We start from the raw sequence: 23,899 nt of genomic DNA, 5'->3' as shown, positions 1-23,899 counted from the left end.
CCCAAGTCGCGATGCGGCTCCGGGATTGCCTGCGGAAAGCGTGGGCGCCGGAAAGGCGAGCGATATGATTCATGTTAGTCAACAGCCTGGGAGATGCGCGAGCATCTCTTTTTTATTAGCTAAAAGGGGACATCTTCATCAAAAGTGTCTTTTTTTTGTCTTGCACCGTCCCCCCATTACAGTAGAACCAAGGAGGTGCTCACCATATGAAATTTAAGGATTTTCCATTGGTGAACTCCTGTATTCTTCGATACGCCAGGTGAAACAAATTGATTTTCTCGTCCCTGAACGACGTGCTTCTTATCTCGCCTTCGGTGGCCTCACGTTCCACGGAGCTAAACTCGTCGCGGCAACCGGCATTGTCGTCGGTGCGTTCATCGGCCCTGTCTTTATGAGTGGGTATATCTTGATCTTCGGTGCACTCGGTGCATACTTGTATTATGTCTCGCTCTATAAGATGCAACCTGCTCCTCAACTTGCTGCTTGACGTTTAACAGGACGACAAAACGGTAAAACAGTACGATGAAGGAGGCGAAGTACTTGCCTGCGATTGTTTTATTTGATGGCGATTGTAACTTCTGTGATGCCAGTGTCCAGTTCATCATTCGTCACGACCGACACGCCTCGATTCACTTTGCATCGCTTCAAAGCGAGGTCGGTCAGTCGTTTCGAACACGACACCGGATTCCGGAATCAGTCGACAGTATCGTCTATGTTGAAGAGGGAGTTCCCTATTTAAAATCAAACGCTGCGATTCGAATTGCCGAACACCTTGATGGCCGTTGGCGCCTGCTTCGACTTATTCGTTTCATACCTAGACCGATTCGTGATCATGGATATACATTCTTCGCCAAATATCGGACACGTCTATTCGGGAAAAAGGAAGTGTGCACACTCCCTTCATCAGAGATTCGTAAACGATTTTTAGACCGCTAAAAAAGTCGAGCCCATAAGGACTCGACTTTTTATTATTCAACTACTGCTAAATCTTGAATCATATACAGGTCGTAATACGCCCCTCGACGACGCATCAGTTCTTCATGCGTTCCCGTCTCCATGATTTGACCGTTATCGACGACGACGATTTGATCCGCGTCCGTAATCGTTGACAAACGATGGGCAACGATTAACGTCGTCCGCCCCTTCGTCAGACGGGCAAGCGAATCTTGAATCATCGCTTCACTTTCTAGGTCGAGTGCACTTGTCGCCTCATCTAGAATCAAAATAGGAGGGTTCTTTAAAAACACACGGGCAATCGCAAGCCGCTGTTTTTGTCCCCCGGAGAGTTTGACACCTTTCTCCCCGACCGGTGTCGCATATCCCCCCTCGAGTTTCGAGATGAATTCATGGGCGTTAGCTGCCTTCGCCGCTGCGATGACTTCTTCGTCCGTCGCATTCGGATTCCCCATCCGAATATTCATCGCGACCGATTCACTGAAGAGGACGGAGTCTTGCATGACCATTCCGATTTGATCACGGAGCGCACGCAATTTGAAATCACGTACATCGACCCCGTCGATTTTAATGCTTCCATCCGTCACGTCATAAAAACGTGGAATCAAGCTGACGAGTGTCGACTTCCCTCCACCGGACATCCCGACAAATGCCACGCGTTCCCCGGAACGAATCTGGAGGTTCACATCATTCAACGCCCGTGTCCCGTCCTGCTCATACGAAAAACTGACGTGGTCAAGGTCGATTTTACCTGCTGTCGACAACGGGACGAACCCGTTCGGTTTCTCTTCGATATCATACGTTTCATCTAAAAATTCAAAAACCCTGTCCATCGACGCGACCGATTGCGTGAGTGTCGTCGCCGAATTGACGAGACGACCGAGCGGCGCATACAGACGATCAATATAAGCGATGAACGCCACAAGCGTTCCAAGCGTTACCGGCCCTTGAAGGACAAGCCATGATGCCGTCGTAAAGATGAGAATCGGCGCGATATCGGTGATGGTCGACACGACGACATACGTCTTGGCGTTCCAACTCGTATGTTTAAGCGCCGCATTCAAGAAGCCGCCGTTCTGTTGTTCGAACGCCTTGTTCTCATATGGCTCTAACGCAAAACTCCGGATAACGGCCATTCCGTTCACGCGCTCTGTCAAATGACCTTGAAGATCAGCGAGTGCCGCCGACCGTTCACGCGTCAAACGACGCAACCGTCCATAGAAATAGCGGACTGCGATCGCATAAAACGGAAGTGGTAAAATCGCAATCAGTGTGAGTTGTGGGTCAATCGTATACATGATCCCAATGGCAATGAGGATGGTGACCATGTCGAGCCAAATATTCATCAGGCCGGTGATGACGAAGTCCTTTGTCTGTTCAACGTCGTTGATGATCCGTGAAATGATTTGACCGGTCTTATTGTTTGAATAAAAGCGGAGCGACAACTTTTGGACGTGGTCAAATAACCGGTTCCGGACATCGAACAAGACACGCGTCGCGGCCCACTGCGCCAAATATTGACGCAAATATTCAATTGGCGGCTTGACGACGAGGAAGACGAAGAAAACGATGCTGAACAACCAGACGAGCGTCGTATAATCCTGTTTCGGTGCGTCGTCCACCAAATAGTTATCGATGACATATTTATAAAGTAACGGTAATCCGAGCGGGATAGAAAACTTCAAAATCCCGACGAAAATGGTAAGGGCAATTTGTTTTTTATAAGGCTTAACAAATTGCATATAACGTTTAATACTACCCATAATGCCTCCTGACTTAAGAAAAAAAGCGGAGATGAGGAATCATCTCCGGTAACGTGCTTCGTATTCGCGATACCATTCATCGACAAATGTTGGGTTGAACGGCCCTTTCCGTCCTCGAATCCAGTTGATCAGTTCTTGCACGTTCTGCTTCAAGATTCGATCAATCGCTTTCGGATAATTCATCTCACGACGATGCCGCTCATATTCATCTTCATCTAAAATCGTATACGACATATCTGGGAACACCTTGATGTCCAAATCGTAATCGATGTATTTGATGGCACGTTCATCCCCATCAAATGTAGTCGGCGAACCTAGATTACAATAGTAGTAAATCCCGTCTTCGCGAATCATACAGATGACATTGAACCAATACTCAGATGAAAAGTAGCAAATTGCCGGCTCTCGCGTTCTCCATTGCCGACCGTCTGACTCACTGACCATGATGCGGTCATTGAATCCGATCATATCCGTTTTTGACGACTGAAGGACGAGCGTTTCTTCCCAAACGCGATGCAAAGTTCCGTTGTGCTTGTAGCTCTGTATCTCGATTTTGCTACCTGCTTTGGGAAATAAGCTCATAAGCTCCTCCTTTCCGCTGTGATGCTATACAATTCTCATATTTAATTATAGCGACTTTCAGAACCAATGAAAAAGAAAATCTCTTATTTTCATGAATTTAGTGTTTTTCGGAAGGCCCGTGCCCGTTCTTGAAACATTGGACGAAGCACAAAATATTCAACGAGTAGGTTCGGAACATAGCTATCAAATGTCACTTCGTCTACCATTACCGCCTTTCCTTGTCGTTCTTCAACCCGATGCACGTGTGTGAATCGTTTGAACGGAAACGGTAACGTCTTCCCTTGATCGCAGAATGCCTGTTTTCCTGCAATGGTAATGGTACTGTTCCACGGCAATTCTACCGGTCCAACTCCAATCAATAATTTTATCTCATTCCTCTCGACCGAGGCGCCATCTCCAACCAAACGTACTTTAGGAAACCGCGTCAATTTCGTCAAAAGCGAAGCATCCTGCAACAATTCCCATAAAGTATCGACCGTTGTATCGTATGTCGACGCTACATCAAATCGTCTCACGTTCACCACCTGCCAATCGCTCTAATTTTTGTTGGGCCACAGAAACCGTCTTCGTCTCACGCTCCGAAGCGTCTAACCAGACGACATTATCGGTCGGAAGCGTATTGACTCGATATAAATCGATATACCAGACGATATGGGAGAAGACATGTTTCACTTGCCCGAGATACGTTCCGTTAACCTGTTCCCCCGTTCCCCGTTCTGTAAGCGGGTATTGCCACATCCCAGCGAGAAGTCCTTTTTCCGGTCGCTGTACATAGGCGACTTTCCCTTTTTTCTCAATCCAAAGCGCATCATACATTTCGACACGTGCCGCCCCTTTTTTTGTTTTGACCGGTAACTCATCTTGGACGTTATGAGCGAAAGCATAACATATTTCCTGGACCGGACAGAGCGAACACATTGGATTCTTCGGGGTACATACCGTAGCACCTAGCTCCATCACGCCTTCATTAAAATCGGATGCGTGAGCCGGATCCATCAATCGACGAATGACTTGTTCAAAGATTTTTCGTGTCTTCGGCAATGCGATATCGTCATAGATCCCGAATTGACGGGACATGACACGCATGACGTTCCCGTCGACAGCCGGTTCCGGTTGATTATACGCAATCGACAGCACGGCTCCCGTCGTGTACGGACCGACTCCTTTTAATTTTTCAAATCGCTCTTTCTCTTCTGGGACAATTCCATCGTAAACGGAAGCGACTTCTTTGACCGCCTCGTGTAAGTTTCGGATGCGTGAGTAATAACCGAGCCCTTCCCAGTACTTCACGACTTCGTCTGTTTCAGCGGAAGCGAGCGCTTCGAGTGTCGGGAAGCGTTCCATAAAGCGATTGTAGTACGGAATGACCGTATCAACCCGTGTCTGTTGCAACATGACTTCACTCACCCACACACGATAGGGATTTTTCGCATATCGCCAAGGTAAATCACGCTTTTCACGATTGAACCAGGTGACCAATTCCTCATTGAATTGATGAATATTATAATTTGTGAACAATTTATCAAGATTAAGCATTGTGTTTCCCCTCGTTTTAAAAATATTGTATGATAAATAAGAATAGATGACGTTATTATTGTATTTATTGATGGAGGTGCTGAAGCACATTGGATACTGCGACACACATTGGTATGGGACTTGGTTTAAGTGCCATCGCGACACTCAGCCCGGAAGTGTCAGGTGATGCACAAATGTTTCTGGCCATGACAGCGACGGCTCTCGTCGGCTCGCATGCACCAGACTTCGACACCGTCTTTAAGTTAAAAGGAAATAGTACGTATTTACGCCAGCATCGTGGTCGTTCACACGGAATAACCGCACTTCTTGCTTGGCCAATCATTGTCAGTGCCGTCATCGGGACGGTCCTTGGCGTCAATCCCGCTTCCTTATGGGTAATGGCACAAATTGCCGTGTTACTACATGTCACGGTCGACTTGTTCAACGCTTACGGAACGCAAGCGCTGCAGCCATTTTCGAAAAAATGGATTGGTTGGGGCGTCATCGGAACGTTCGATCCGTACTTGTTCTCTGCTTATTATGGTGCATATGCATTATGGATGATAACCGGTGCGACTGTCCCTATTTTTGCATTGCTCATTGCGCTTGTCATCAGTTACTATGCAATTCAGTTTAAATTGCGTAACCGTGCGCTCGCTACAGTAGCAAGACACTTTGCTGGTGCACACGAGTTATTCATCTCGCCAGGAATCGGTTGGGATGACTGGCATGTCGCCGTGCGTTTCCGTAACGGTCTCGGAGCTGTGAAAGTAAAGAAAGGGAAAGTCATCGAGTGTGGTCGCTTCCGCGATAAACCGATGCCGGGAGAAGAAGATCTTCATTTCGTAGAGGCTCGAAAAAATGCAGATTTGCAGGCGTTCCTCGAGTTTTCTAAAATTCATACGTACACTGTGACACGCCATAACGGGATGATTGAATACCGTTTCACAAATTTGCGCTACTTCTCTAAAAATATGTATCCGTTCGTCGCCGTCGTCATTGTCGATGAACAGTCGAATGAGGTCTTGTCTTCATTCACTGGATGGGTATTCAGCGAAGACAGTCTCCAGAAAAAATTAGTATATGAACAATAAAAAGTCGCTCAGGTGAGCGACTTTTCTTATGCCTCAACTTCAGTGAACTGAAGCTCGAACTCAAATTTGACTTTCTTGTCGACGAGGACGCCGCCCGCCTCGAGCGCTTGGTTCCACGTCAATCCATAGTCCTCACGGTTGAGCGAACCTTCACCGGAGAAAGCGTGCTTCATGTTGCCCCACGGATCTTTTGCGCTTCCTTCATACTCCACTTCAAACGTTTCTTCCCGCGTCGTTCCTCGAATCGTCAAATCCCCTGTCAATTCGAATTCTCCGCCCCCTTTTGAACGGAAAGAAGTCGAATGAAAGACGAGATGCGGATACTCCTCGGCGTTGAAAAAATCGCCTGAACGGAGGTGGTTGTCCCGATCCGTGTTGTTGGTGTCGATTGATGCTGCCTGAATCGTCACTTTTACGCTCGCATTTGCCAAGTCGTTTGGGTCTCCGTTCGCTTCTATATCAAACTCTTTAAATTCGCCTTTTACCTTTGAAATCATCATATGTTTAACGGTAAAGGTGATGGAACTGTGCGCCGGGTCAACTTGATATGTCTTCGCCATGTTAGTTCACTCCTTATAGGTAATTGAATGATGTACACAATGTACTGATTACCAAAAACCTTGACTTCAAAACATTTTTACAAAATATTGACAAATTATTGTCGAAAAATTTTGACTTTTATCACACCGGACCGTTACGATGAAAAAAGGGAGTCGTTCGCTTACTTAAAAATGTAAGCGTATACATAACTCCTCTATCTCGTATGAAAAGGGAGGAACGAACATGATTTATGAAGTACCGAACTCAGCAGGAACAAAAGTACAGTTTAAGGACCGTTACGACAACTTTATTAACGGAAAGTGGACCGCACCTGCTGGTGGGGAATACTTTGAAAACACATCTCCTGTAAATGGGAAAGTACTATGTGAAGTCGCCCGCTCAACGAAAGAGGATGTTGAACTCGCTTTGGATGCCGCTCATGCAGCCAAAGACGCTTGGAGCAAAACGTCCGTCGCGGAACGTTCTGTCATCTTAAATAAAATCGCCAATCGCATGGAAGAGAATCTCGAAATGCTCGCGTATGCAGAAACGTGGGAGAACGGTAAAGCAGTACGAGAAACACTTAATGCCGACCTTCCGCTCGCGATCGACCACTTCCGTTACTTCGCCGGTGTGATTCGTTCACAAGAAGGCGGAATCAGTGAACTCGACAACGATACAGTCGCTTATCACTTCCATGAGCCACTCGGCGTTGTCGCTCAAATCATTCCGTGGAACTTCCCGATTTTAATGGCTGTCTGGAAACTCGCTCCGGCGCTCGCAGCCGGAAACTGTGTCGTGTTAAAACCAGCCGAACAAACACCTTCTTCCATCATGGTCCTCATGGAACTCATTGAAGACTTATTACCACCAGGCGTCCTCAACATCATCAACGGTTTCGGGCTCGAAGCAGGGAAACCACTCGCATCGAGCAATCGTATCGATAAAGTCGCCTTCACGGGAGAAACGACGACGGGTCGCCTCATCATGCAATACGCTTCTCAAAACATCATCCCCGTCACACTCGAGCTCGGTGGGAAGTCTCCGAACATCTTCTTCGCGGACATCATGGAAGCGGATGATGATTTCTTTGATAAAGCGATCGAAGGTCTCGTCATGTTCGCCTTGAACCAAGGGGAAGTATGTACGTGCCCATCCCGCGCGTTGATTCAAGAATCCATCTATGACAAATTTATGGAGCGTGTGCTCGAACGCGTCAAAGCGATCAAACTCGGGAACCCGCTCGATTCTGACGTCATGATGGGTGCACAAGCTTCGAACGAACAGATGGAGAAAATCCTTTCTTATCTTGAAATCGGGAAAGAGGAAGGCGCAGAATGTCTAATCGGTGGTGAGCGCAACATGATGGATGGAGACCTCGCGGATGGATATTACATTCAACCGACCATCTTCAAAGGTCATAACAAGATGCGAATCTTCCAAGAAGAAATTTTTGGACCAGTCTTATCGGTGACGACGTTCAAAGATGATGCGGAAGCACTCGCCATCGCGAACGATACGCTTTACGGACTCGGGGCAGGCGTATGGACCCGTGACATGAATCGCGCGTACCGCTTCGGCCGCGAAATCCAAGCAGGCCGCGTCTGGATCAACTGCTACCATTCATATCCGGCACACGCTGCGTTCGGCGGCTATAAAATGTCTGGGATTGGACGCGAGAACCATAAGATGATGCTCGGTCATTATCAACGGACGAAAAACATGCTCGTCAGCTATAGCGAACAGAAGCTCGGGTTCTTCTAAGATGATGAAACGAGTCGAGGCCACCCCCGCCGCGCTCGAACTGATCGAACGTCTAAAATCGAAACACGGTCCACTTCTGTTTCATCAATCGGGGGGATGCTGTGATGGAAGTTCACCCATGTGCTTTCCACACGACGAGTTCATGGTGGGCGATCATGATGTGCTCCTTGGTGAAATCGGAGATACCCCATTCTATATCCACGAGAAACAATATGATTATTGGAAACATACACAACTAATCATCGATGTGGTCGATGGTCGAGGCGGTATGTTCTCACTCGAAGGTGTCGAAGGGAAACGATTTTTAGGACGTTCTCGAGTCTTTACAGAAGAAGAGCGTAAAGCGCTAAAACAAAACACCCCGCGCTCACGATGAGTGCGGGGATGTGTTGTCATTTACTCTGCATTTTAAAGCGTAAATACAATTCGTTATAGTAAGCGTTCATCCGCTTCCCTAGATTTTCATATACTTCGAGTTCTTGCGTCACGTCGCGAGACGGATAGAATCGTTCATCTGATGTCACTTCCTCATCCAAAAAGTCGAGAGCGGCATCGTTCGGAGTCGAATAGCCGACATAGTCCGTATTTCGTGCTGCAATCTCGGCATCTAGCATGAAATCGATGAATTGATGCGCACCGTCCACATTTTGTGCTGTACTTGGAATGACGAGGTTATCGAACCAGAGATTCGTCCCCTCTTCTGGAATGACATACGTTAGTTCTTCATTTTCGTACATGATTTCCGACGCATCTCCAGACCAAACGACAGCAGCTGCCGCTTCACGGTTTGCCATCAACATTTTAATTTCATCCCCGACGATTGCTTTGATGTTTGGCCAAAGCGTCTCTAGCTTTTGTTCCGCTTCAATTAACTCATCTTTGTTCGTCGTATTGAGCGAATAGCCGAGCGAGTTCAAGCCGAAGCCCATCACTTCTCGTGTTCCGTCCGCAAGAAGGATGTCATTTTCAAGCGGCATCTCCCACAAGTCGTTCCACGATGTGATTTCACCATCAACTAATTCAGGATTATAGACAATCCCGACCGTGCCCCAGAAGTAAGGGACCGAGTACTTGTTATCCGGGTCGAACGATTTATCGAGGAAGCGTGGGTCGATGTTATCGAAATTCTCAAGCTTGTCGTAGTCGATTGGAAGGAGCAAATCCTCTTCAATCATCTTACTAATCGCATAGTCTGACGGTACGGCTACATCGAACGCCGTACCACCTTGCTCAATTTTCGTAAGCATCGCTTCGTTCGAGTCGAATGTTTGATAGACGACCTTCAACCCGCTCTGCTCTTCGAACTCCCCAATCAAATCCTCATCGATATAGTCTCCCCAGTTATAGACGACAAGCGTATTGTCGCCACCAAACCCTTGCGCAGCGTTCAGTTGCTGAATCCAAAGAAGGAGACCAAAGCTGACAACCAATGGCACAGTCAGCATGATGACTATTTTTTTCATCGTCTAACCTCCTTTGATCCTCGTTGCGACAACACATAATATCCAATGACAAGAATAAGGGTGAAGACGAACAAAATCGCAGACAGCGCATTGATTTCAAGCGAGATCCCTTGACGTGCCCGTGAGTAAACTTCTACCGCAAGTGTTGTAAATCCGTTCCCTGTTACGAAGAACGTGACCGCGAAGTCATCTAACGAATATGTGAGTGCCGTGAAGAATCCGGCAAATACCCCCGGCGTGATATACGGTAGAATGACTTTCGTCAACACGTCCCACGTACTGGCTCCTAGGTCACGTGACGCATCAATCAACGTCGGACTCATCTCTTGGAGTTTTGGTAACACTAAGATGACGACAATCGGAACTGAGAAGGCGATGTGCGACAAGAGGACGGAATAGAAGCCTAATTGAATCCCAAGCATCGTGAAGAGAATTAAGAATGATGCTCCAATGATGACGTCCGGGCTGACAATCAAGACATTGTTCAAAGACAAGAGCGACGTCTTCGTATACTTTTGTTTCGCCGTATAAATGGCGAGGGCTCCTATCACACCGAGCACAGTTGAAATTGTCGCCGATAACAGCGCGATGACAATCGTGTTCAAGACGATGACGAGAAGTCTCGTATCGGTGAAGAGGGATTTGTACCATTCAAGTGTAAAGCCTTCGAAGTTACTCATCGTCCCGCCGCTATTGAACGAATAGAAGACGAGATATAAGATTGGCGCGTATAGAATAAAGAATACGGCCGCCAAGTACAGGTTTGATAATTTGAATCGTTTACGCTTCATCGACGGACCGCTCCTTTCGCACCCCAGTCACGCGTGATGACCATGACGAGAACCATCGCCAAGATCAAGAAGACGGCAATCGTTGATCCCATCCCCCAGTTTTGCGTAACAAGGAATTGTTGTTCAATCGCTGTACCGAGCGTGATGACACGGTTCCCTGCGATGAGGCGTGTGATCATGAAGAGTGACAACGCCGGAATAAAGACAATTTGAATCCCTGACTTGACGCCGTCAAGCGTCAGCGGGAAGATGACACGTCGGAACGTCGTCCAGTTCGATGCACCTAAGTCTCGTGATGCATAGACGAGAGAGGCTGGTAATTTTTCAATCGCGTTGTAGATCGGCAAAATCATGAACGGTATGAAAATGTATACGGAGACGAAGACGAAACTGAAGTCTGTAAAGAGAATCTGTTTCGTTCCAATCCCGATCGCCTCTAAAAACTGATTCGTGATGCCGTACGTTCCAAAAATACCGAGGAATGCGTACGCTTTTAATAAAAGATTAATCCATGAAGGAAGCAAGATGAGCAAGAGCCAAAGCTGTTTGTGCTTTGTCTTCGTCAACAAGTATGCCGTCGGATATCCAACGAGTAGCGAGAAGAACGTAATGAGGAACGCATACCAAAACGACGACAACGTCATCGTCAAATACGTTGAGGTGAAGAACGTCTGATAGTTCTCTAAACTCAAGTTCCCATCGATATCAAAAAAGGAATAATAGACGACGAGGACGAGTGGTGCGATGACGAATAAGGCAATCCAAATCCAATACGTCGTCAAATATACCGTCTTTGCGGTCTGATTAGTTTGATTCATGAGGAACCTCCTCATAGGATTCGAGACGACGGTCAAACTCTTCTTCCGTCTCCCCTAATCGCATAACATGAATCGCTTCTTCGTCAAACGTCAACCCGATTTTTGATCCGACTGTCGACTTCTTCGTCGAGTGAACGAGCCATTCATTCCCTTCTTCGTCATAACAGCAAATCTCATAGTGGACGCCTCGGAACAATTGTGAATCGACGTCGACGACAAGGTTTGCCGCTTCGACCGATGTCATCTCCAAGTCTTCAGGACGAATGATGACCTCGACTTTTTCATTGCGGTCAAATCCTTGGTCGACACAGTCAAATGTTTTACCAGCGAACGTGACGACGTTGTCTTCCGGCATGACACCAGGTACGATATTGGATTCTCCGATAAAGTCTGCGACGAAACGGTTAATCGGTTCGTCATAAATATCAGTCGGCGTCCCGCTCTGAACAATTTTACCGTTATTCATGACGAAAATCTCATCGGACATCGCGAGCGCCTCTTCTTGGTCGTGTGTGACGAAGATGAAAGTGATGCCAAGACGTTGTTGCAATTCACGCAATTCGTATTGCATTTCCGTCCGAAGTTTCAAATCTAAGGCAGACAACGGTTCATCGAGGAGGATGACTTCTGGCTCGTTCACGATCGCGCGGGCGATAGCGACACGTTGACGTTGTCCCCCTGACATCTCATCGATTTCGCGCGAGCCGTATCCTTCTAAGTTAACAAACTTGAGAGCCTGCTCCACTTTCGCTTTAATGTCTGCTTCTTTCAACTTTTTAATGCGGAGACCAAACGCAACATTTTCAAATACGTTCAAATGAGGAAACAGCGCATAATCTTGAAAAACGGTATTTACTTGTCGTTTGTTGGCCGGAACATCGTTGATTCGCTTCCCACTGAAGTGAATATCTCCTTCGGTTGCATCCGTAAATCCTGCGATGAGACGTAAGATTGTCGTCTTCCCACATCCCGATGGACCGAGAAGCGTATAAAACCTTCCACGCTCAATTTCAAAACTGATATCTTCTAAGACGACTGTGTCGTCGTAACGCTTTGACACATGGTCAAAACGAATAATTGTCTCTGCATTCATGCTGTTTCCTCCTCTATTGCCTTATAAATAAGAATGGGTCGCTACGATGAGACATTCACTCTCGCCATCATGGTCGTTGACGATCTGGTGTGAATCCGAAGCGACATAGTACATTGTTTCCCCTGCTTTAGCGAAATAAGTGTGATGACCTAACTTCAGCGCCACTCTACCGGACAAGACATAAACCAATGTCTCTGAACGTGAAGGTTCATATTGTTTGAATTCTCCATTTTTGCAAAACGTGACGAGAATCGGCTCCATCTCTTTCTCATTCGATTCGGGAATGAGCCACTCTGTCCGATATTTTCGCTCCTCATCTACATAAGTAGTGCGATCATCGACGGTGTAGACGACTTTTTGATTCAAGTCTTCATCGAAGAACTCTTTTGGAGAACTACCGAGGACGCTCAATAAATCAAATAACGTCTCTAACGAGGGAGAGCTTAAATCCCGTTCGATTTGAGAAATGTATCCTTTACTCAAATCCGTACGCTCCGCCAATTCTTCTTGGGTCAATCCTTTTTTAATTCGGAGCCGCTTAATGTTTTGACCTACTTCCAACGACTGAACGCCTCCTTCTAGTTTAGTAAAACATGAGTTTAACTAAAGAAAGTTTATCTATACTATACTTACAATCAAACTATTAGCGACCTTTATTATAACGAACTGAATGATAATTGCAATAAAAAAATCACGTCGGATAGACGTGATTCAATGTAAATTCCGTTTAGACATCAAATGCTTAAACTTTTCGTTCTTCGTTTGGAACAAGTGGAGCTGTGCGCCGTACGCATCAATCTGTTGAATGACGTACTGAAACGCCTTCGCTTCTCCCGGATACGGCTCCCCGGCCTTGGCAAGCGTTGTTTCAAAGTCTTCCCATAACACCTCGACCCACGTTACCGCTTCCGAGTCGTTTAACACATCATTCTTTTCTTTTAAGATTGTAGCAAGCCGATCATACTGTTCGTTCCGATTCACTGTTCCACCTCCGACAGTTCAGAGAGTGGGATGGCCCGTTCTGTCATGTCCCCTTCAAACGTACCCCAACCCATGACACCGTTGACGAATTTCAAGCGGAAAGGTTGGTCATTATAGTTGACGACGTATGTTTCACCGGGACGAAACGATGATGGGTCGACCAAATAACTTTCGGCAATCGCAATCCGTCGAAGGACAACTTCGATTTCACTGACCATGCCCATTTGTTCAGCCTTCCGCTTCCGTTCATGTAATGCTTGAATCTCCTGCTCTAACTCATAAATCGATAAGTCACTTAACCGCTTTTCCATTTCGTTCACCTCGATGTAAGCGTATCAGATTTTGCGAAAAAAAGAAAAAGGCGAGACTGAGTGAAAACCCACTCAATTCGCCTTGAAGTTGTACAATGGTTTGATGACTTGGTCGATGCTGACGGCCGGTTCGATATAACGGACGATTTCTTTCATCGATTTGTACACGAATGGTGACTCATCCACCGTAGATGGTCGGACCGATGTCGACCAAACGCCTTCCATCGTACGTTTAAATTCTTTGAAGTCGACGCGTTTACGTGCTGCCGAGCGAGACATGATTCGCCCTGATCCGTGTGGACCCGAGAAGTTCCAGTCCGGGTTCCCTTTACCGGTACAGATGAGCGAACCGTCTCGCATGTTCATCGGAATGATGACACGCTCTCCTTCTTGCGCGGAGATGGCACCTTTTCGTAGAATCATCGCGTCATGGTCGATATAGTTATGAACGGTGTCAAATTGATCGACGACGTTCCACTTCATCGCTTCTACGATCACATCTGTCATCGCTCGACGGTTCGCCGCTGCATATTGTTGAGCGATGCGAACATCATGCATATAATCGTCCATGTCCTCTCCTTCGACATAAGCCAAGTCTTGGAATGGTTTCCGTGACGCTCGCTCTCTTTCCAGATACGTCGAGATTTCTTTATGGCGTGCAGTATCCTTCAATCGTTCGATTGCTTCTATTACATCTTTCGTTTCCATCATATGTTGAATCGCGCGCTCTTGATAGTGATCGGCAATCTGCACCCCGAGATGGCGTGAACCGGAATGAATGACGAGAAACGTTCGTCCCTCTTCATCCCGGTTCACTTCAATAAAGTGATTCCCCGAGCCGAGCGATCCGACCGAACGCAAGGCACGGTCGAGTTTATACGGCGCCCGCACCTCTTCTAGCGGAAGTTCAGAAGCATATGGATGAACCTTCTCACGAATGTTCATCCCGCTCGGTACCAGTTCACGAATGATATCGTCGAGTCGCTGAAAGTCGATCCGCTTTGCTTTGATTTCCGTACAAAGCATCCCACATCCTAAGTCGACACCGACCAGGTTAGGCACGACTTTATCCTGAATCGTCATCGTCGTCCCAACGACCGACCCTTTACCGGCGTGCATATCCGGCATGATCCGAATCGATGCCCCTAGTGTGAACGGTTGGTCAAGTAGCGTTTGAATCTGACTCCGCGTCATGTCATCGATTCGTTCATTGAATACTTTGGCGCGGTTGTATTTCCCCGTGATTTCCATGTGACCTCCTTAGCTGATGACTTGTTGTTTACTTTGTAATTCGTGCATTCGAGCATAGACACCACCGAATTCGATGAGCGACTGGTGATTCCCTCGCTCGATGATTCGACCGTGGTCGAGGACGAGAATCTGGTCCGCTTCCCGAATCGTAGAGAGACGGTGGGCGATGACAAACGTCGTTCGACCATACGTGAGTGTTTTGAGTGCCTTTTGAATCAGTGCCTCGGTCTCCGAGTCGACACTTGCTGTCGCCTCATCGAGGACGAGGATGGCCGGGTCGAAGACGAGGGCACGAGCGAAGCTGATCAACTGTCGTTCCCCACTCGAGAGTGAGGCCCCACGCTCAATCACCGGTTCATCGATTCCTTGTGGCAACTGCTTCACGAAACGGTCAGCCCCTACGGCTGTCAGTGCGTTCCAAACCTGCTCATCCGTGATTGTCTCGTCTCCTAGCGTGACGTTCGTCCGAATTGTACCGGTGAACAGGAACGGGTCTTGTAAGACGATCCCGAGGTGGTCCCGTACTGCCTGAGTCGGGAGCTTCGTCACATCCATCCCATCGATTCGTAGGACGCCTACAGACGGGTCATAAAATCGCATGAGCAAGTTCATAATCGAGCTCTTCCCACTACCCGTATGTCCGACCAGAGCGATCGTCTCACCCGGTGCGGCGTGTAGTTCAATCTGTTGCAACACCGGCTTCCCTGCTTCATAACTGAATGTCACATCATCAAAGACAACTTCCCCTTTAAAACGTGAAATGCGTTCTGATGAGACCGGTTCCCCTTTTTCGTCAAGTAACTGGAACATTCGGTCGGCCGAGACGAGCGCTTGCTGAAGTGGTGACAATTGGTTCATGATTTGTGTCACCGGCTCAAAGATCCGTGAGACGTAGTCGATGTATGCGTACAAAATCCCGAGCGTCAGGATACTTCCCCCACCGAGCGTTTGTGTTCCGACAAACCAAATGAGCAAGGCGAGCGCCATGTTTCGGAAGAAATTGACGAGGTTATGGCTCATCAACGCATCTAGCTTCAACAATTTCCGTCTCGTTTGGAAGTTGTCACTGTTCTTCTCGTTAAATTCGTCATAGACGAGATTTTCGCGAACGTACGATTGAATGATTGGCATCGTCTGGATACTCTCATTCAACTGCGCGTTCATATCCGCGACGAGTGCGCGGACACGGAAGTTATTTTTCGTCGAGAAACGTTGGAACAATTTAATCCAGACGATGACGACCGGGATGATAATGAGTGAGACGAGTCCAAGACGTACGTCTAGGAAGAACATCGCAATGAGTACCCCAATCATCATGACGACACTTTGGAAGACGCGAGCGAGCACCCCTAAATACAGGTCACGAATCGTCTCCGTATCATTTGTGACACGACTGACAATTTTCCCAATCGGTGTCTGGTCAAAATAACGGACCGGAATCGTTTGGAGATGCTTCATCACGTCAAGACGCATCGTTTTTACGATTTTATGCGCTGACCGTTGCAAGAGCATCTGTTGTCCCCAGTTCAATCCCGCCGCAAATAATAACAAGACGACATAAAGTCCCGATAAGAGAAGGACCGCTCGTAAATCCGTTTGATAGAACTGAAATACGTCAGTCGACGAGAGTGAGACGATATTATCATACGTCGCCGTCTCGTCTCCTCTTGTAATCGTCAGCACGTCTCCTTCAACTTCACGGACTCCTCCGCTCATAACCGCCTCAGGTACAAGATAGTATCCTTCGGTCGTTTGTACGATCGAGACCGGCTGAATCACATCTTGGCCGTTTAGTCTCGTTTCTTTCTCATAAGAATCACCATCAAAGGAAACACTACCGCCAGATTCGACTTGAACCCAGTCACGCTCGATGGCGACGATATGCTCATCGATAATGACTTTGGCGATATACGGCCCGGCAAGTTCTGCGCCGACCGCTAAAAAGAGTAATGCCAGTCCGAGGAAGATGGAGCGCTTCACTTGTTTGGCATAGCCAACGAGTGAGCGAATCGTCTTCTTCCGGCGGACCGGATCTAATTCATATTGATCGATCATGAGAGATTCCCCCTTTCCCGGATTACTCCGACTCTCCTTGACGAATAAATTGTTCATAGTACCAACCGTGTCGTTCCATCAGTTGGTCATGTGTGCCGCGCTCAGTGACACGCCCGTCTTGAAGGACAAGAATTTGGTCAGCGTGCGCCACCGCAGAAAGACGGTGAGCCACGATGAATGTCGTCTTCGCCTCACGGCTCGTACGGACCGAATCGATGATTCGTGACTCCGTTTTCGCATCGACCGCCGAAAGCGAGTCGTCAAGAAGTAGAATCTCTGGATTTTTCAACAACGCTCGTGAAATCGACAAACGTTGCTTCTGTCCACCTGACAGCATGACACCCTGTTCCCCGACAACCGTATCCAGACCATTGTCAAGGTGTTCGATATCTGTATCAAATGCGGCGAGATGAATCGCCGTCTCGAGCGCTTCATCCGATACGTCATCTACCCCGAAGCGAATGTTATCACGTACTGTTTTCGAGAATAGGAGATGTTCTTGTGACACATATCCACTCCAGCCACGGACGGTTTCGAGTTTGATGTCAGAGATTGGTACACCGTTCACGAGAAGTGAATCGTCAATCGGATACTCCCGAAGCAATTGACGCAATAACGTCGTCTTCCCGGCCCCAGTCGGTCCGACGATTCCAATTGTCTCACCACGTGAGACGTGCAGGACGATGTCTTCTAACGACTCCCGATTTGCGTTTGGATAACGGAACGAAAGCGATTTGAAGGTGATTTTCTCCGGTACATCGATGTGAACTGTTCCCGTCGAGGCAACGTCTGGTACTTCGTTCATCGTCGTTTCAATTCGCTCGAGACTCGCTGTTCCTCGCTGCACGACGTTGATGAGTTCCCCGAACGCATACATCGGCCAAATGAGCATCCCTAAATAAATATTGAAGGAGACGAGCTGACCAAGCGTGATGTCGTTCGTAAAGACGAGATACGTCCCGAACGATAGCCCAATCAAGTAACTGAATCCGACAAGCAACTTGATGACCGGTTCAAACAACACATCGATTTTTGCGACATGCAGGTTTTTTGCCATCACGTCATCAGTGATATCATCAAACTTTTTCGTGTCCGCTTCTTCTTGGACGAAGGAACGGACGACCCGAAGACCTGAAATCGATTCCACGACTTGGTCGTTCATCACCCCGAACGAGTCTTGAGCTGCCGTGAAACGTGTATGAATTTGACTTCCGAGTTTATTCATCGACCAGGCAAGAATCGGCATCGGCAAGAGTGCTGCGAGCGTCAACTTCCAATCGATAAACACACCCATGATCGTCAACGCGATGAGCGTCATGTTGAATGAGTCGACTAATGTCATGACCCCAAACCCTGCTGTCCGCTCTACCGCTTTCAAGTCATTCGTCGCAAGCGCCATCAAGTCACCTGTACGATGTTGTTGATAAAAACGCGGTGTTTGTTTGAGCAGATGACCAAAAAAGCGACCTCTTAATTTCTTTTCCAGTAGAAAGGCTGTCCCAAATAGTCGGGCAATCCACAAGTACGACATCACATAAGACAGCACCATGATGCCTAGAAGCGACGACACAATCAGAATTAACCGCTCTGTCGTCAAACTACCTTCACGAATCGCATCGATTGCCTGTCCGATAATCCATGGTGGTAGCATATCCACCACACCCGTGATGATAAGTAAGATGATGGCGATCACATACGTCCGTTTCTGTCTTTTAATAAACCAATCCAATTGTTTAGTCAGTTTCATGACTGATTTCCCCCTTTCGCCCAATCCATCTGAGCACACAAAAAAGCGCACTCCACCTGATTGTGCAACCAATCAAATGAAGCGCGCTTGAAGAAGTCTTCAGTCTTTTGCATGGTCAGGGAAAGGACACTACCCCTATCCAGCTGCCAAAGTCACGCAGTTAAATACGAGTAGCCATATGATGTTTTGAGTGTGTTTGTGAGTGCAATGTTGTTCATCATTTTGGCTCCTCTCGTTTCATCGTTTTAAAATCTACTCAAACCTTAGCAGACTGTTCTGAAAATTGTCAATATTATTCTGTAAAAAAATTGTAACTTGTTTTTAGTTTAAGAAAAACATGCCCAAAATGAGACCAACGACCCCTGTAGCCGTTGCATAATAAATCATCGGCATGAGCGTATAACGGATGATCGTTCCTTCTTTCCCAAGCAATCCGGCAACAGATGCCACCGCTACGACGTTTAACACACAAATCATGTTTCCGGCGTTCGCCCCTGCCATCTGCATCGACAAGGCTAGTGACTCATTCAACCCAACTGAACTAGCGACATTTGTCGTCAAGCTCGAGAACATCATGTTCGAGAAGGTCGCCGATCCTGAAACGAACGCGCCGAGGGCCCCAATCCATGGTGCGACGAGTGGCCATACTCCACCGAACGTGTCAGCAGCCGCTGTCGCGAGTTCGACTGGCATCGACGCAAGTCCAGCTCCACCACTTTCTGAGTGGATGAAAATACGAACCATCGGAACAGAAGCCGCTAACGTAATGGCCGTTCCAACGACACCAAGCGTCGTTGCTTTAAAGACCGACGTGACTTGTGACCAACTCATATTGTGCAAGAAGAATGTTGCGATGATCGTCAAGATAAACATGAATCCTGGTGAATAAAATGGTTCCCAAGATGTTGAAATCCCTTCGACCCCTAAAATATCCGGGAGATTGATTCGTACACTACGAGATAACTCGTTCAAGAATGGAACTGTTCGTGTCAAAATCAAGAAAATCGTCAAAATGAGATAAGGTGCCCACGCTTTCCATTGTGGCAACTCACGCTTTCCAGTTTTAACGGTCTTACTTTCAACAGGTTGTTCGATTTGATCCGCGTATCCATCAAACGTCCATACGCGTTTTGGCATGAGAATCCCTTTTCGTGCCATTGTGACGAGAATGACTAGCCCCGTCAATCCACCAAGCATTCCACCGAACTCAAACCCTAGAATCAACGTCCAAATGTATGCCGGCACACTATATAGAAGCGCTGCGACAATTGCGATTGGAAACACTTCAAGCGCAGGTTTGATTGACTTTTCTTTACTGAAGAAACGAGTCAGCATCAAAATTAAAATAAATGGGATGAATAATCCAACCGCCATGTCAATCAAGACTGTTTGTAAGACGACCTCTGTAATAAATTCAATCGCCTCCGGCTGATTCACATCAAGGGATAGACCATTACCAATCCCGATGAGTGCCGGTGTACCCACCGCCCCAAACGTAACGGCTGAAACGTCTGCTGATAGTGCGATGACGACTGCCGCTATTGGCGGAAAGCCGAGTGCAATCAAAAGTGGTGCCGCCACGGTAGCCGGTGTACCGAACCCTGAAGCCCCTTCAATGAATGAAACGAATAACCAACCGACAATCAAAACTTGAATCCGCGGATCGGGTGTGATGTTGACGAATCCGGAGCGAATTGCATTCATTCCGCCTCCTTCTTTCATCGTATTCATCATTCCGATGGCACCGTATACAATCCATACTGTTGTCACGGCGATGACAAGACCTTGTAGCGTGGCTGACATAATCCGTGTCGCATCCAATTGCCAAACAAAGAATGCTAAAATCGCCGTCGTCACAAGTGACAAAGGCATTGCTACTGATGCAGGTAAACGCATAATTACCAATAAGATAAGCACGGCCACAATCGGTGTCAGTGCTGTAATCCATTCTAAAATCGTCAATGTAGACCCACCTTTTCGTATTTTCCCCTACCGTAAACAGATGTCCCATCACGATTCTTCTTGAACGAGTCGATCTAATGTACGTTCAATCACGTCATACGGAAATCCTTTGCGCCGAAGCTGCATCTTCATACGCTGTTTGCGTTCGAACGCATCATATCCGTTGAACTTCCGACTCAACTTTTCAGCCTGTTTCAGACATGCCGCAATCTCGACATCTTCGTCTTCTTCCTCCCAAAAAGTTTGAATCGCCTCTGAAATAATATCAAAGGTAAACCCCCTTTGCATTAGGGTTTGTTGAATTCTTTGTTGCACTTCTGTGGCAGAACGTCGATTTGTTTCCATTTGTTTCCTTTTCACGAACTTTCCTGCCTTTTCGACAAGCTCTTCATGAGTGATTGACGCCACTACCGTCTCGACGATGTCTGCTGGAATACGAAGCTGTCCAAGCTCCCGTTTAATTTTAATTGGCCCGCTCGGACTCGTATTGAACTTAGTCTGGACATAAGCTTTCGCGAATTCAGCATCATTCAAGTAGCGTTGCTCTTTCAGTCGCGTGATGGCATGTTTGATGGCAGTTTCACTTAACTCCTTCTTCACTAGGTAGTCCTGTACCTCTGAAATGGCACGCATTCGATACGATAAATAATTGACGGCCAATTTATACGCCTTTTGAGCCTCTTCCGCTTCAAGCACATCTTGGACAAAGTCATCCTCAAGCTCCATTCCTTTTGCGAGTCCGTACTTAATGAACACGTCAACATCGATAGCAAACGCAAACTCCTCTTTTCCTTCGCGCTCGATGAAGACGTTCAATCGGTCTTTATTCTTTTGTTGGGTAGTGAACTTTGCAATTTTCACAACGATTCCCCTCCATTTCATGTTTCTAACATATCACGTTCAGGAATTGTAGAGGATTTTTGATAAGTTAGAAGAAAGGGTATTCATCTGGATATACTGACTTATACCCATTTTAGAAACAACACATGATATCGGAGGGAATTTCATGAAAATCGCAATCACCGGTGGAACCGGGCTCATCGGTCAACCGCTCGTCCGCGCACTAGCCGATGCCGGTCATCAAGTCGTCGTGTTGACTCGTCATCCTCGTCCTCGCCATCGCGGGGTGTCATTTATCGAATGGTTGACACCAAATAGCAAACCAGAAAAAGAACTTGAAGGAACGGATGCTTTCATTCATTTAGCTGGGGCCTCCATCAATGATGGACGATGGACACATAAGCAAAAACAAGCCATCCTTCAAAGTCGAATCGAAGGAACGAAAGAAGTCGTTCGCCTGATTAAACAGTTGAAACAGAAGCCACAAGTCGTCATAAGCGGCTCAGCGATTGGGATATATGGTGAAGACCGCTCCATCACTTATTCGGAAGAGACGCCCTTACCGACGCGGACCAATTTCCTAGGGAATGTATGTATTCTTTGGGAACAAGAAGCCGACCCGATTCGCGACCTTGGCATACGTCTCGTTACCATGCGCACCGGAGTCGTTTTATCAAATGACGGAGGTGCTTTCCCATTAATGAAACTTCCTTATCAGTTCGGGGTCGGTGGTAAAATTGGATCGGGAGAGCAGTGGGTACCCTGGATTCATTTAGATGATCTTGTACGGTTATTCGTGCATATCATCGAAACAGATGCAATCGAAGGTCCCGTAAACGGAACGGCTCCAACACCGGTGACGATGAATGAATTCGGGAAGACGATCGCAAAAGTGATGCATCGTCCACATTGGATTCCCGCACCTACATCAATGATGAAACTCGTTCTCGGTGAGAAAAGTGTCATCGTCCTAGAAGGCGCGAAGGTCGTTCCGACTAAAGCGCTTCAACACGGATTCGATTTTCGATATGAAACACTCGAACCCGCTCTAACACAACTACTACAAGATGCCTAAGGAGAATTAATTGTGAGTCACTTACTTATTCGAAATGCCCATGTTTATCCGATTACCGCACCTCACTTTTACGGAGACCTTCGTGTTCGAGACGGCAAAATCATCGAAATGGCTGAATTGCTTGAGCCACTTGACGATGAGAACGTCATCGAGGCGGAAGGAAACTTCTTATTCCCTGGTTTCATCGATGCCCATACCCATCTTGGCTTATATGATGAAGGGACCGGGTCCGTTGGAAACGACGCTAATGAAACAGTAGAATCGATGACTCCTCATGCCCGTGCGATTGATGGTGTTTATCCCCTGGATGAAGGTTTTCAGGAAGCGCTGATGGCAGGGGTGACTGCCGTACAGGTCATGCCAGGTAGCATGAACGTCATCGGTGGTGTGACAAGCGTCATCAAAACGCATGGTCGCTATATTGATGACATGATTGTCCGACGTCATGCCGGACTGAAGATGGCGCTCGGTGAAAACCCAAAACGGATTCATAGTATGGGAAAAACGGGGGACTTAACACGAATGGGTATTATGGGATTGCTTCGTGAAGCGTTCCGCACGGTCGGGTCGACCAAGACGATTGGAACTTTCGGCAGTCAGATGATTCAACTCGCTCTCAATCGTGAAATGCCAATTCGTGTTCATGCACACCGAGCCGACGATATCCTATCTGTCGTACGTTTCGCAAAAGAGTTTGACCTCGACTTTCGAATCGAGCATTGTACGGAAGGTCACCTCGTCGCTAAAAAGTTAAAGGAACTCGGTGTGAAACACGTCACCGTCGGACCGACGTTCACTCGAAAATCGAAAATCGAGCTCCAAAATAAGACGTGGGAGACGTATCGTGTTCTACATGAACATGGCATGATCGTTTCGATTACGACCGATCATCCGTACACGCCTGTTCAATACTTAAATTTATGCGCAGGACTTGCGGCTCGTGAAGGCTTACCGGTTGATGTCGCTTTACGAGGAATCACCATCAATCCTGCTGAATCATTAGGTGTTGACGACCGCATCGGCTCACTAGAAGTCGGGAAAGACGCCGATCTCGTGCTGTGGAATCACTTCCCCCTCGACTACTTGGCGAAGCCGATTATGACGATTGTAAACGGCGAAGTCGTCTACAAAACGGAGCGTGCCGAAACGCATCATGAGGTCGAATAATTTTCATTATTTTTCATAAGCGTTTTTACGCATAATTTACTTGCTTTTTTAAAAATACTATATAAAATTTATCTTGTAACTTTATAAAGCAGCCAAGGCGGTTCGAACAGCGAAGCCAGAAGTATGCTTTCGT

Annotated in this window: 24 protein-coding genes; 7 read left to right on the top strand and 17 right to left on the bottom strand. The window is 47.2% G+C overall.

The features are described 5' to 3' along the window. Positions 1-259 precede the first annotated feature (259 nt). Together KNO76_RS10060 and KNO76_RS10055 are read left to right on the top strand one after the other, a co-directional pair. Positions 260-487, top strand: coding sequence for a hypothetical protein (locus KNO76_RS10060; RefSeq protein WP_251127965.1), 228 nt, complete (start codon positions 260-262; stop codon positions 485-487). 53 nt (positions 488-540) lie between these two features. Continuing rightward, positions 541-936 (top strand): thiol-disulfide oxidoreductase DCC family protein, encoded by a 396-nt coding sequence (locus tag KNO76_RS10055; RefSeq protein WP_214885202.1) that lies wholly within the window; start codon positions 541-543, stop codon positions 934-936. 32 nt (positions 937-968) lie between these two features. Here KNO76_RS10055 and KNO76_RS10050 read toward each other — a convergent pair whose 3' ends face one another. The 4 genes from KNO76_RS10050 to mutY all read right to left on the bottom strand — a co-directional run bounded on the left by KNO76_RS10050 (position 969) and on the right by mutY (position 4,835). Continuing rightward, positions 969-2,717 carry an ABC transporter ATP-binding protein gene (locus KNO76_RS10050; protein WP_214885199.1) on the bottom strand — a complete coding sequence of 583 codons (1,749 nt, stop codon included), beginning with the start codon at positions 2,715-2,717 and terminating at the stop codon, positions 969-971. Positions 2,718-2,756: 39 nt separating this feature from the next. Continuing rightward, entirely contained in the window at positions 2,757-3,299 is a 543-nt protein-coding gene (gene ntdP / locus KNO76_RS10045; RefSeq protein WP_015880896.1) for a nucleoside tri-diphosphate phosphatase, read from the bottom strand. An 89-nt stretch (positions 3,300-3,388) separates the two neighbouring features. Beyond that, on the bottom strand, positions 3,389-3,814 hold the full coding sequence (locus tag KNO76_RS10040) for a hypothetical protein (protein ID WP_214885197.1): 426 nt from the start codon (positions 3,812-3,814) through the stop codon (positions 3,389-3,391). Then, positions 3,801-4,835 carry an A/G-specific adenine glycosylase gene (mutY, locus tag KNO76_RS10035; RefSeq protein WP_214885196.1) on the bottom strand — a complete coding sequence of 345 codons (1,035 nt, stop codon included), beginning with the start codon at positions 4,833-4,835 and terminating at the stop codon, positions 3,801-3,803. The genes KNO76_RS10040 and mutY overlap by 14 nt, the downstream gene beginning before the upstream one ends. A gap of 89 nt (positions 4,836-4,924) precedes the next feature. On the opposite strand from mutY, the gene KNO76_RS10030 reads away from it, so the two are divergent. Next, positions 4,925-5,908 (top strand): metal-dependent hydrolase, encoded by a 984-nt coding sequence (locus KNO76_RS10030; RefSeq protein ID WP_214703981.1) that lies wholly within the window; start codon positions 4,925-4,927, stop codon positions 5,906-5,908. A 26-nt stretch (positions 5,909-5,934) separates the two neighbouring features. Here KNO76_RS10030 and KNO76_RS10025 read toward each other — a convergent pair whose 3' ends face one another. Continuing rightward, a complete protein-coding gene (locus KNO76_RS10025) occupies positions 5,935-6,468 on the bottom strand; it encodes a YceI family protein (protein WP_214885194.1) in 534 nt (177 codons plus the stop codon). Between the two features lie 223 nt (positions 6,469-6,691). On the opposite strand from KNO76_RS10025, the gene adh reads away from it, so the two are divergent. Together adh and KNO76_RS10015 are read left to right on the top strand one after the other, a co-directional pair. Further along, positions 6,692-8,212: an aldehyde dehydrogenase gene (gene adh / locus KNO76_RS10020; RefSeq protein ID WP_214885192.1), complete on the top strand. Its 1,521-nt coding sequence runs from the start codon at positions 6,692-6,694 to the stop codon at positions 8,210-8,212. A 1-nt stretch (position 8,213) separates the two neighbouring features. After that, entirely contained in the window at positions 8,214-8,588 is a 375-nt protein-coding gene (locus KNO76_RS10015; protein ID WP_214885190.1) for a DUF779 domain-containing protein, read from the top strand. Between the two features lie 16 nt (positions 8,589-8,604). Here the strand turns inward: KNO76_RS10015 and KNO76_RS10010 are convergent, their stop codons facing one another. The 12 genes from KNO76_RS10010 to recX all read right to left on the bottom strand — a co-directional run bounded on the left by KNO76_RS10010 (position 8,605) and on the right by recX (position 21,545). Next, complete coding sequence (locus KNO76_RS10010; RefSeq protein WP_214885182.1) at positions 8,605-9,675, bottom strand: ABC transporter substrate-binding protein; 1,071 nt, start codon at positions 9,673-9,675, stop codon at positions 8,605-8,607. Next, entirely contained in the window at positions 9,672-10,466 is a 795-nt protein-coding gene (locus KNO76_RS10005; protein ID WP_026826716.1) for an ABC transporter permease, read from the bottom strand. Before KNO76_RS10005 ends, KNO76_RS10010 begins: the two co-directional genes overlap by 4 nt. Continuing rightward, positions 10,463-11,284: an ABC transporter permease gene (locus KNO76_RS10000; protein WP_034771217.1), complete on the bottom strand. Its 822-nt coding sequence runs from the start codon at positions 11,282-11,284 to the stop codon at positions 10,463-10,465. The genes KNO76_RS10005 and KNO76_RS10000 overlap by 4 nt, the downstream gene beginning before the upstream one ends. Beyond that, positions 11,271-12,377 carry an ABC transporter ATP-binding protein gene (locus KNO76_RS09995; protein WP_214701171.1) on the bottom strand — a complete coding sequence of 369 codons (1,107 nt, stop codon included), beginning with the start codon at positions 12,375-12,377 and terminating at the stop codon, positions 11,271-11,273. Before KNO76_RS09995 ends, KNO76_RS10000 begins: the two co-directional genes overlap by 14 nt. 21 nt (positions 12,378-12,398) lie before the next feature. Beyond that, the gene (locus tag KNO76_RS09990; protein WP_026826719.1) at positions 12,399-12,938 is read right to left on the bottom strand and encodes a helix-turn-helix domain-containing protein; all 540 of its coding nucleotides are present in this window, start codon (positions 12,936-12,938) and stop codon (positions 12,399-12,401) included. Positions 12,939-13,088: 150 nt separating this feature from the next. Further along, positions 13,089-13,358 carry a YfhJ family protein gene (locus tag KNO76_RS09985; RefSeq protein WP_026826720.1) on the bottom strand — a complete coding sequence of 90 codons (270 nt, stop codon included), beginning with the start codon at positions 13,356-13,358 and terminating at the stop codon, positions 13,089-13,091. Next, entirely contained in the window at positions 13,355-13,669 is a 315-nt protein-coding gene (locus KNO76_RS09980; protein ID WP_214885180.1) for a YfhH family protein, read from the bottom strand. Before KNO76_RS09980 ends, KNO76_RS09985 begins: the two co-directional genes overlap by 4 nt. A gap of 72 nt (positions 13,670-13,741) precedes the next feature. Beyond that, positions 13,742-14,920, bottom strand: coding sequence for an RtcB family protein (locus KNO76_RS09975; protein WP_214885178.1), 1,179 nt, complete (start codon positions 14,918-14,920; stop codon positions 13,742-13,744). A 9-nt stretch (positions 14,921-14,929) separates the two neighbouring features. Continuing rightward, entirely contained in the window at positions 14,930-16,975 is a 2,046-nt protein-coding gene (locus tag KNO76_RS09970; protein WP_214885177.1) for an ABC transporter ATP-binding protein, read from the bottom strand. A gap of 22 nt (positions 16,976-16,997) precedes the next feature. Then, positions 16,998-18,722 carry an ABC transporter ATP-binding protein gene (locus KNO76_RS09965; RefSeq protein WP_214885176.1) on the bottom strand — a complete coding sequence of 575 codons (1,725 nt, stop codon included), beginning with the start codon at positions 18,720-18,722 and terminating at the stop codon, positions 16,998-17,000. Positions 18,723-19,043: 321 nt separating this feature from the next. Next, on the bottom strand, positions 19,044-20,684 hold the full coding sequence (locus KNO76_RS09960) for an L-lactate permease (RefSeq protein WP_026826725.1): 1,641 nt from the start codon (positions 20,682-20,684) through the stop codon (positions 19,044-19,046). Between the two features lie 48 nt (positions 20,685-20,732). After that, positions 20,733-21,545 carry a recombination regulator RecX gene (recX, locus tag KNO76_RS09955; RefSeq protein ID WP_026826726.1) on the bottom strand — a complete coding sequence of 271 codons (813 nt, stop codon included), beginning with the start codon at positions 21,543-21,545 and terminating at the stop codon, positions 20,733-20,735. A 145-nt stretch (positions 21,546-21,690) separates the two neighbouring features. Between recX and KNO76_RS09950 the strand changes: the two genes are divergently transcribed. After that, entirely contained in the window at positions 21,691-22,599 is a 909-nt protein-coding gene (locus KNO76_RS09950; RefSeq protein WP_026826727.1) for a TIGR01777 family oxidoreductase, read from the top strand. A gap of 12 nt (positions 22,600-22,611) precedes the next feature. Next, positions 22,612-23,766, top strand: coding sequence for an amidohydrolase (locus KNO76_RS09945; RefSeq protein ID WP_214885172.1), 1,155 nt, complete (start codon positions 22,612-22,614; stop codon positions 23,764-23,766). Positions 23,767-23,899 lie beyond the last annotated feature (133 nt).

The sequence above is a fragment of the Exiguobacterium sp. s101 genome (assembly GCF_018617835.1).
Taxonomy (GTDB): Bacteria; Bacillota; Bacilli; order Exiguobacteriales; family Exiguobacteriaceae; genus Exiguobacterium; species Exiguobacterium marinum.
Note: the sequence above shows the minus strand (reverse complement) of the source record. Positions and strands in the feature narration are given on the sequence as shown.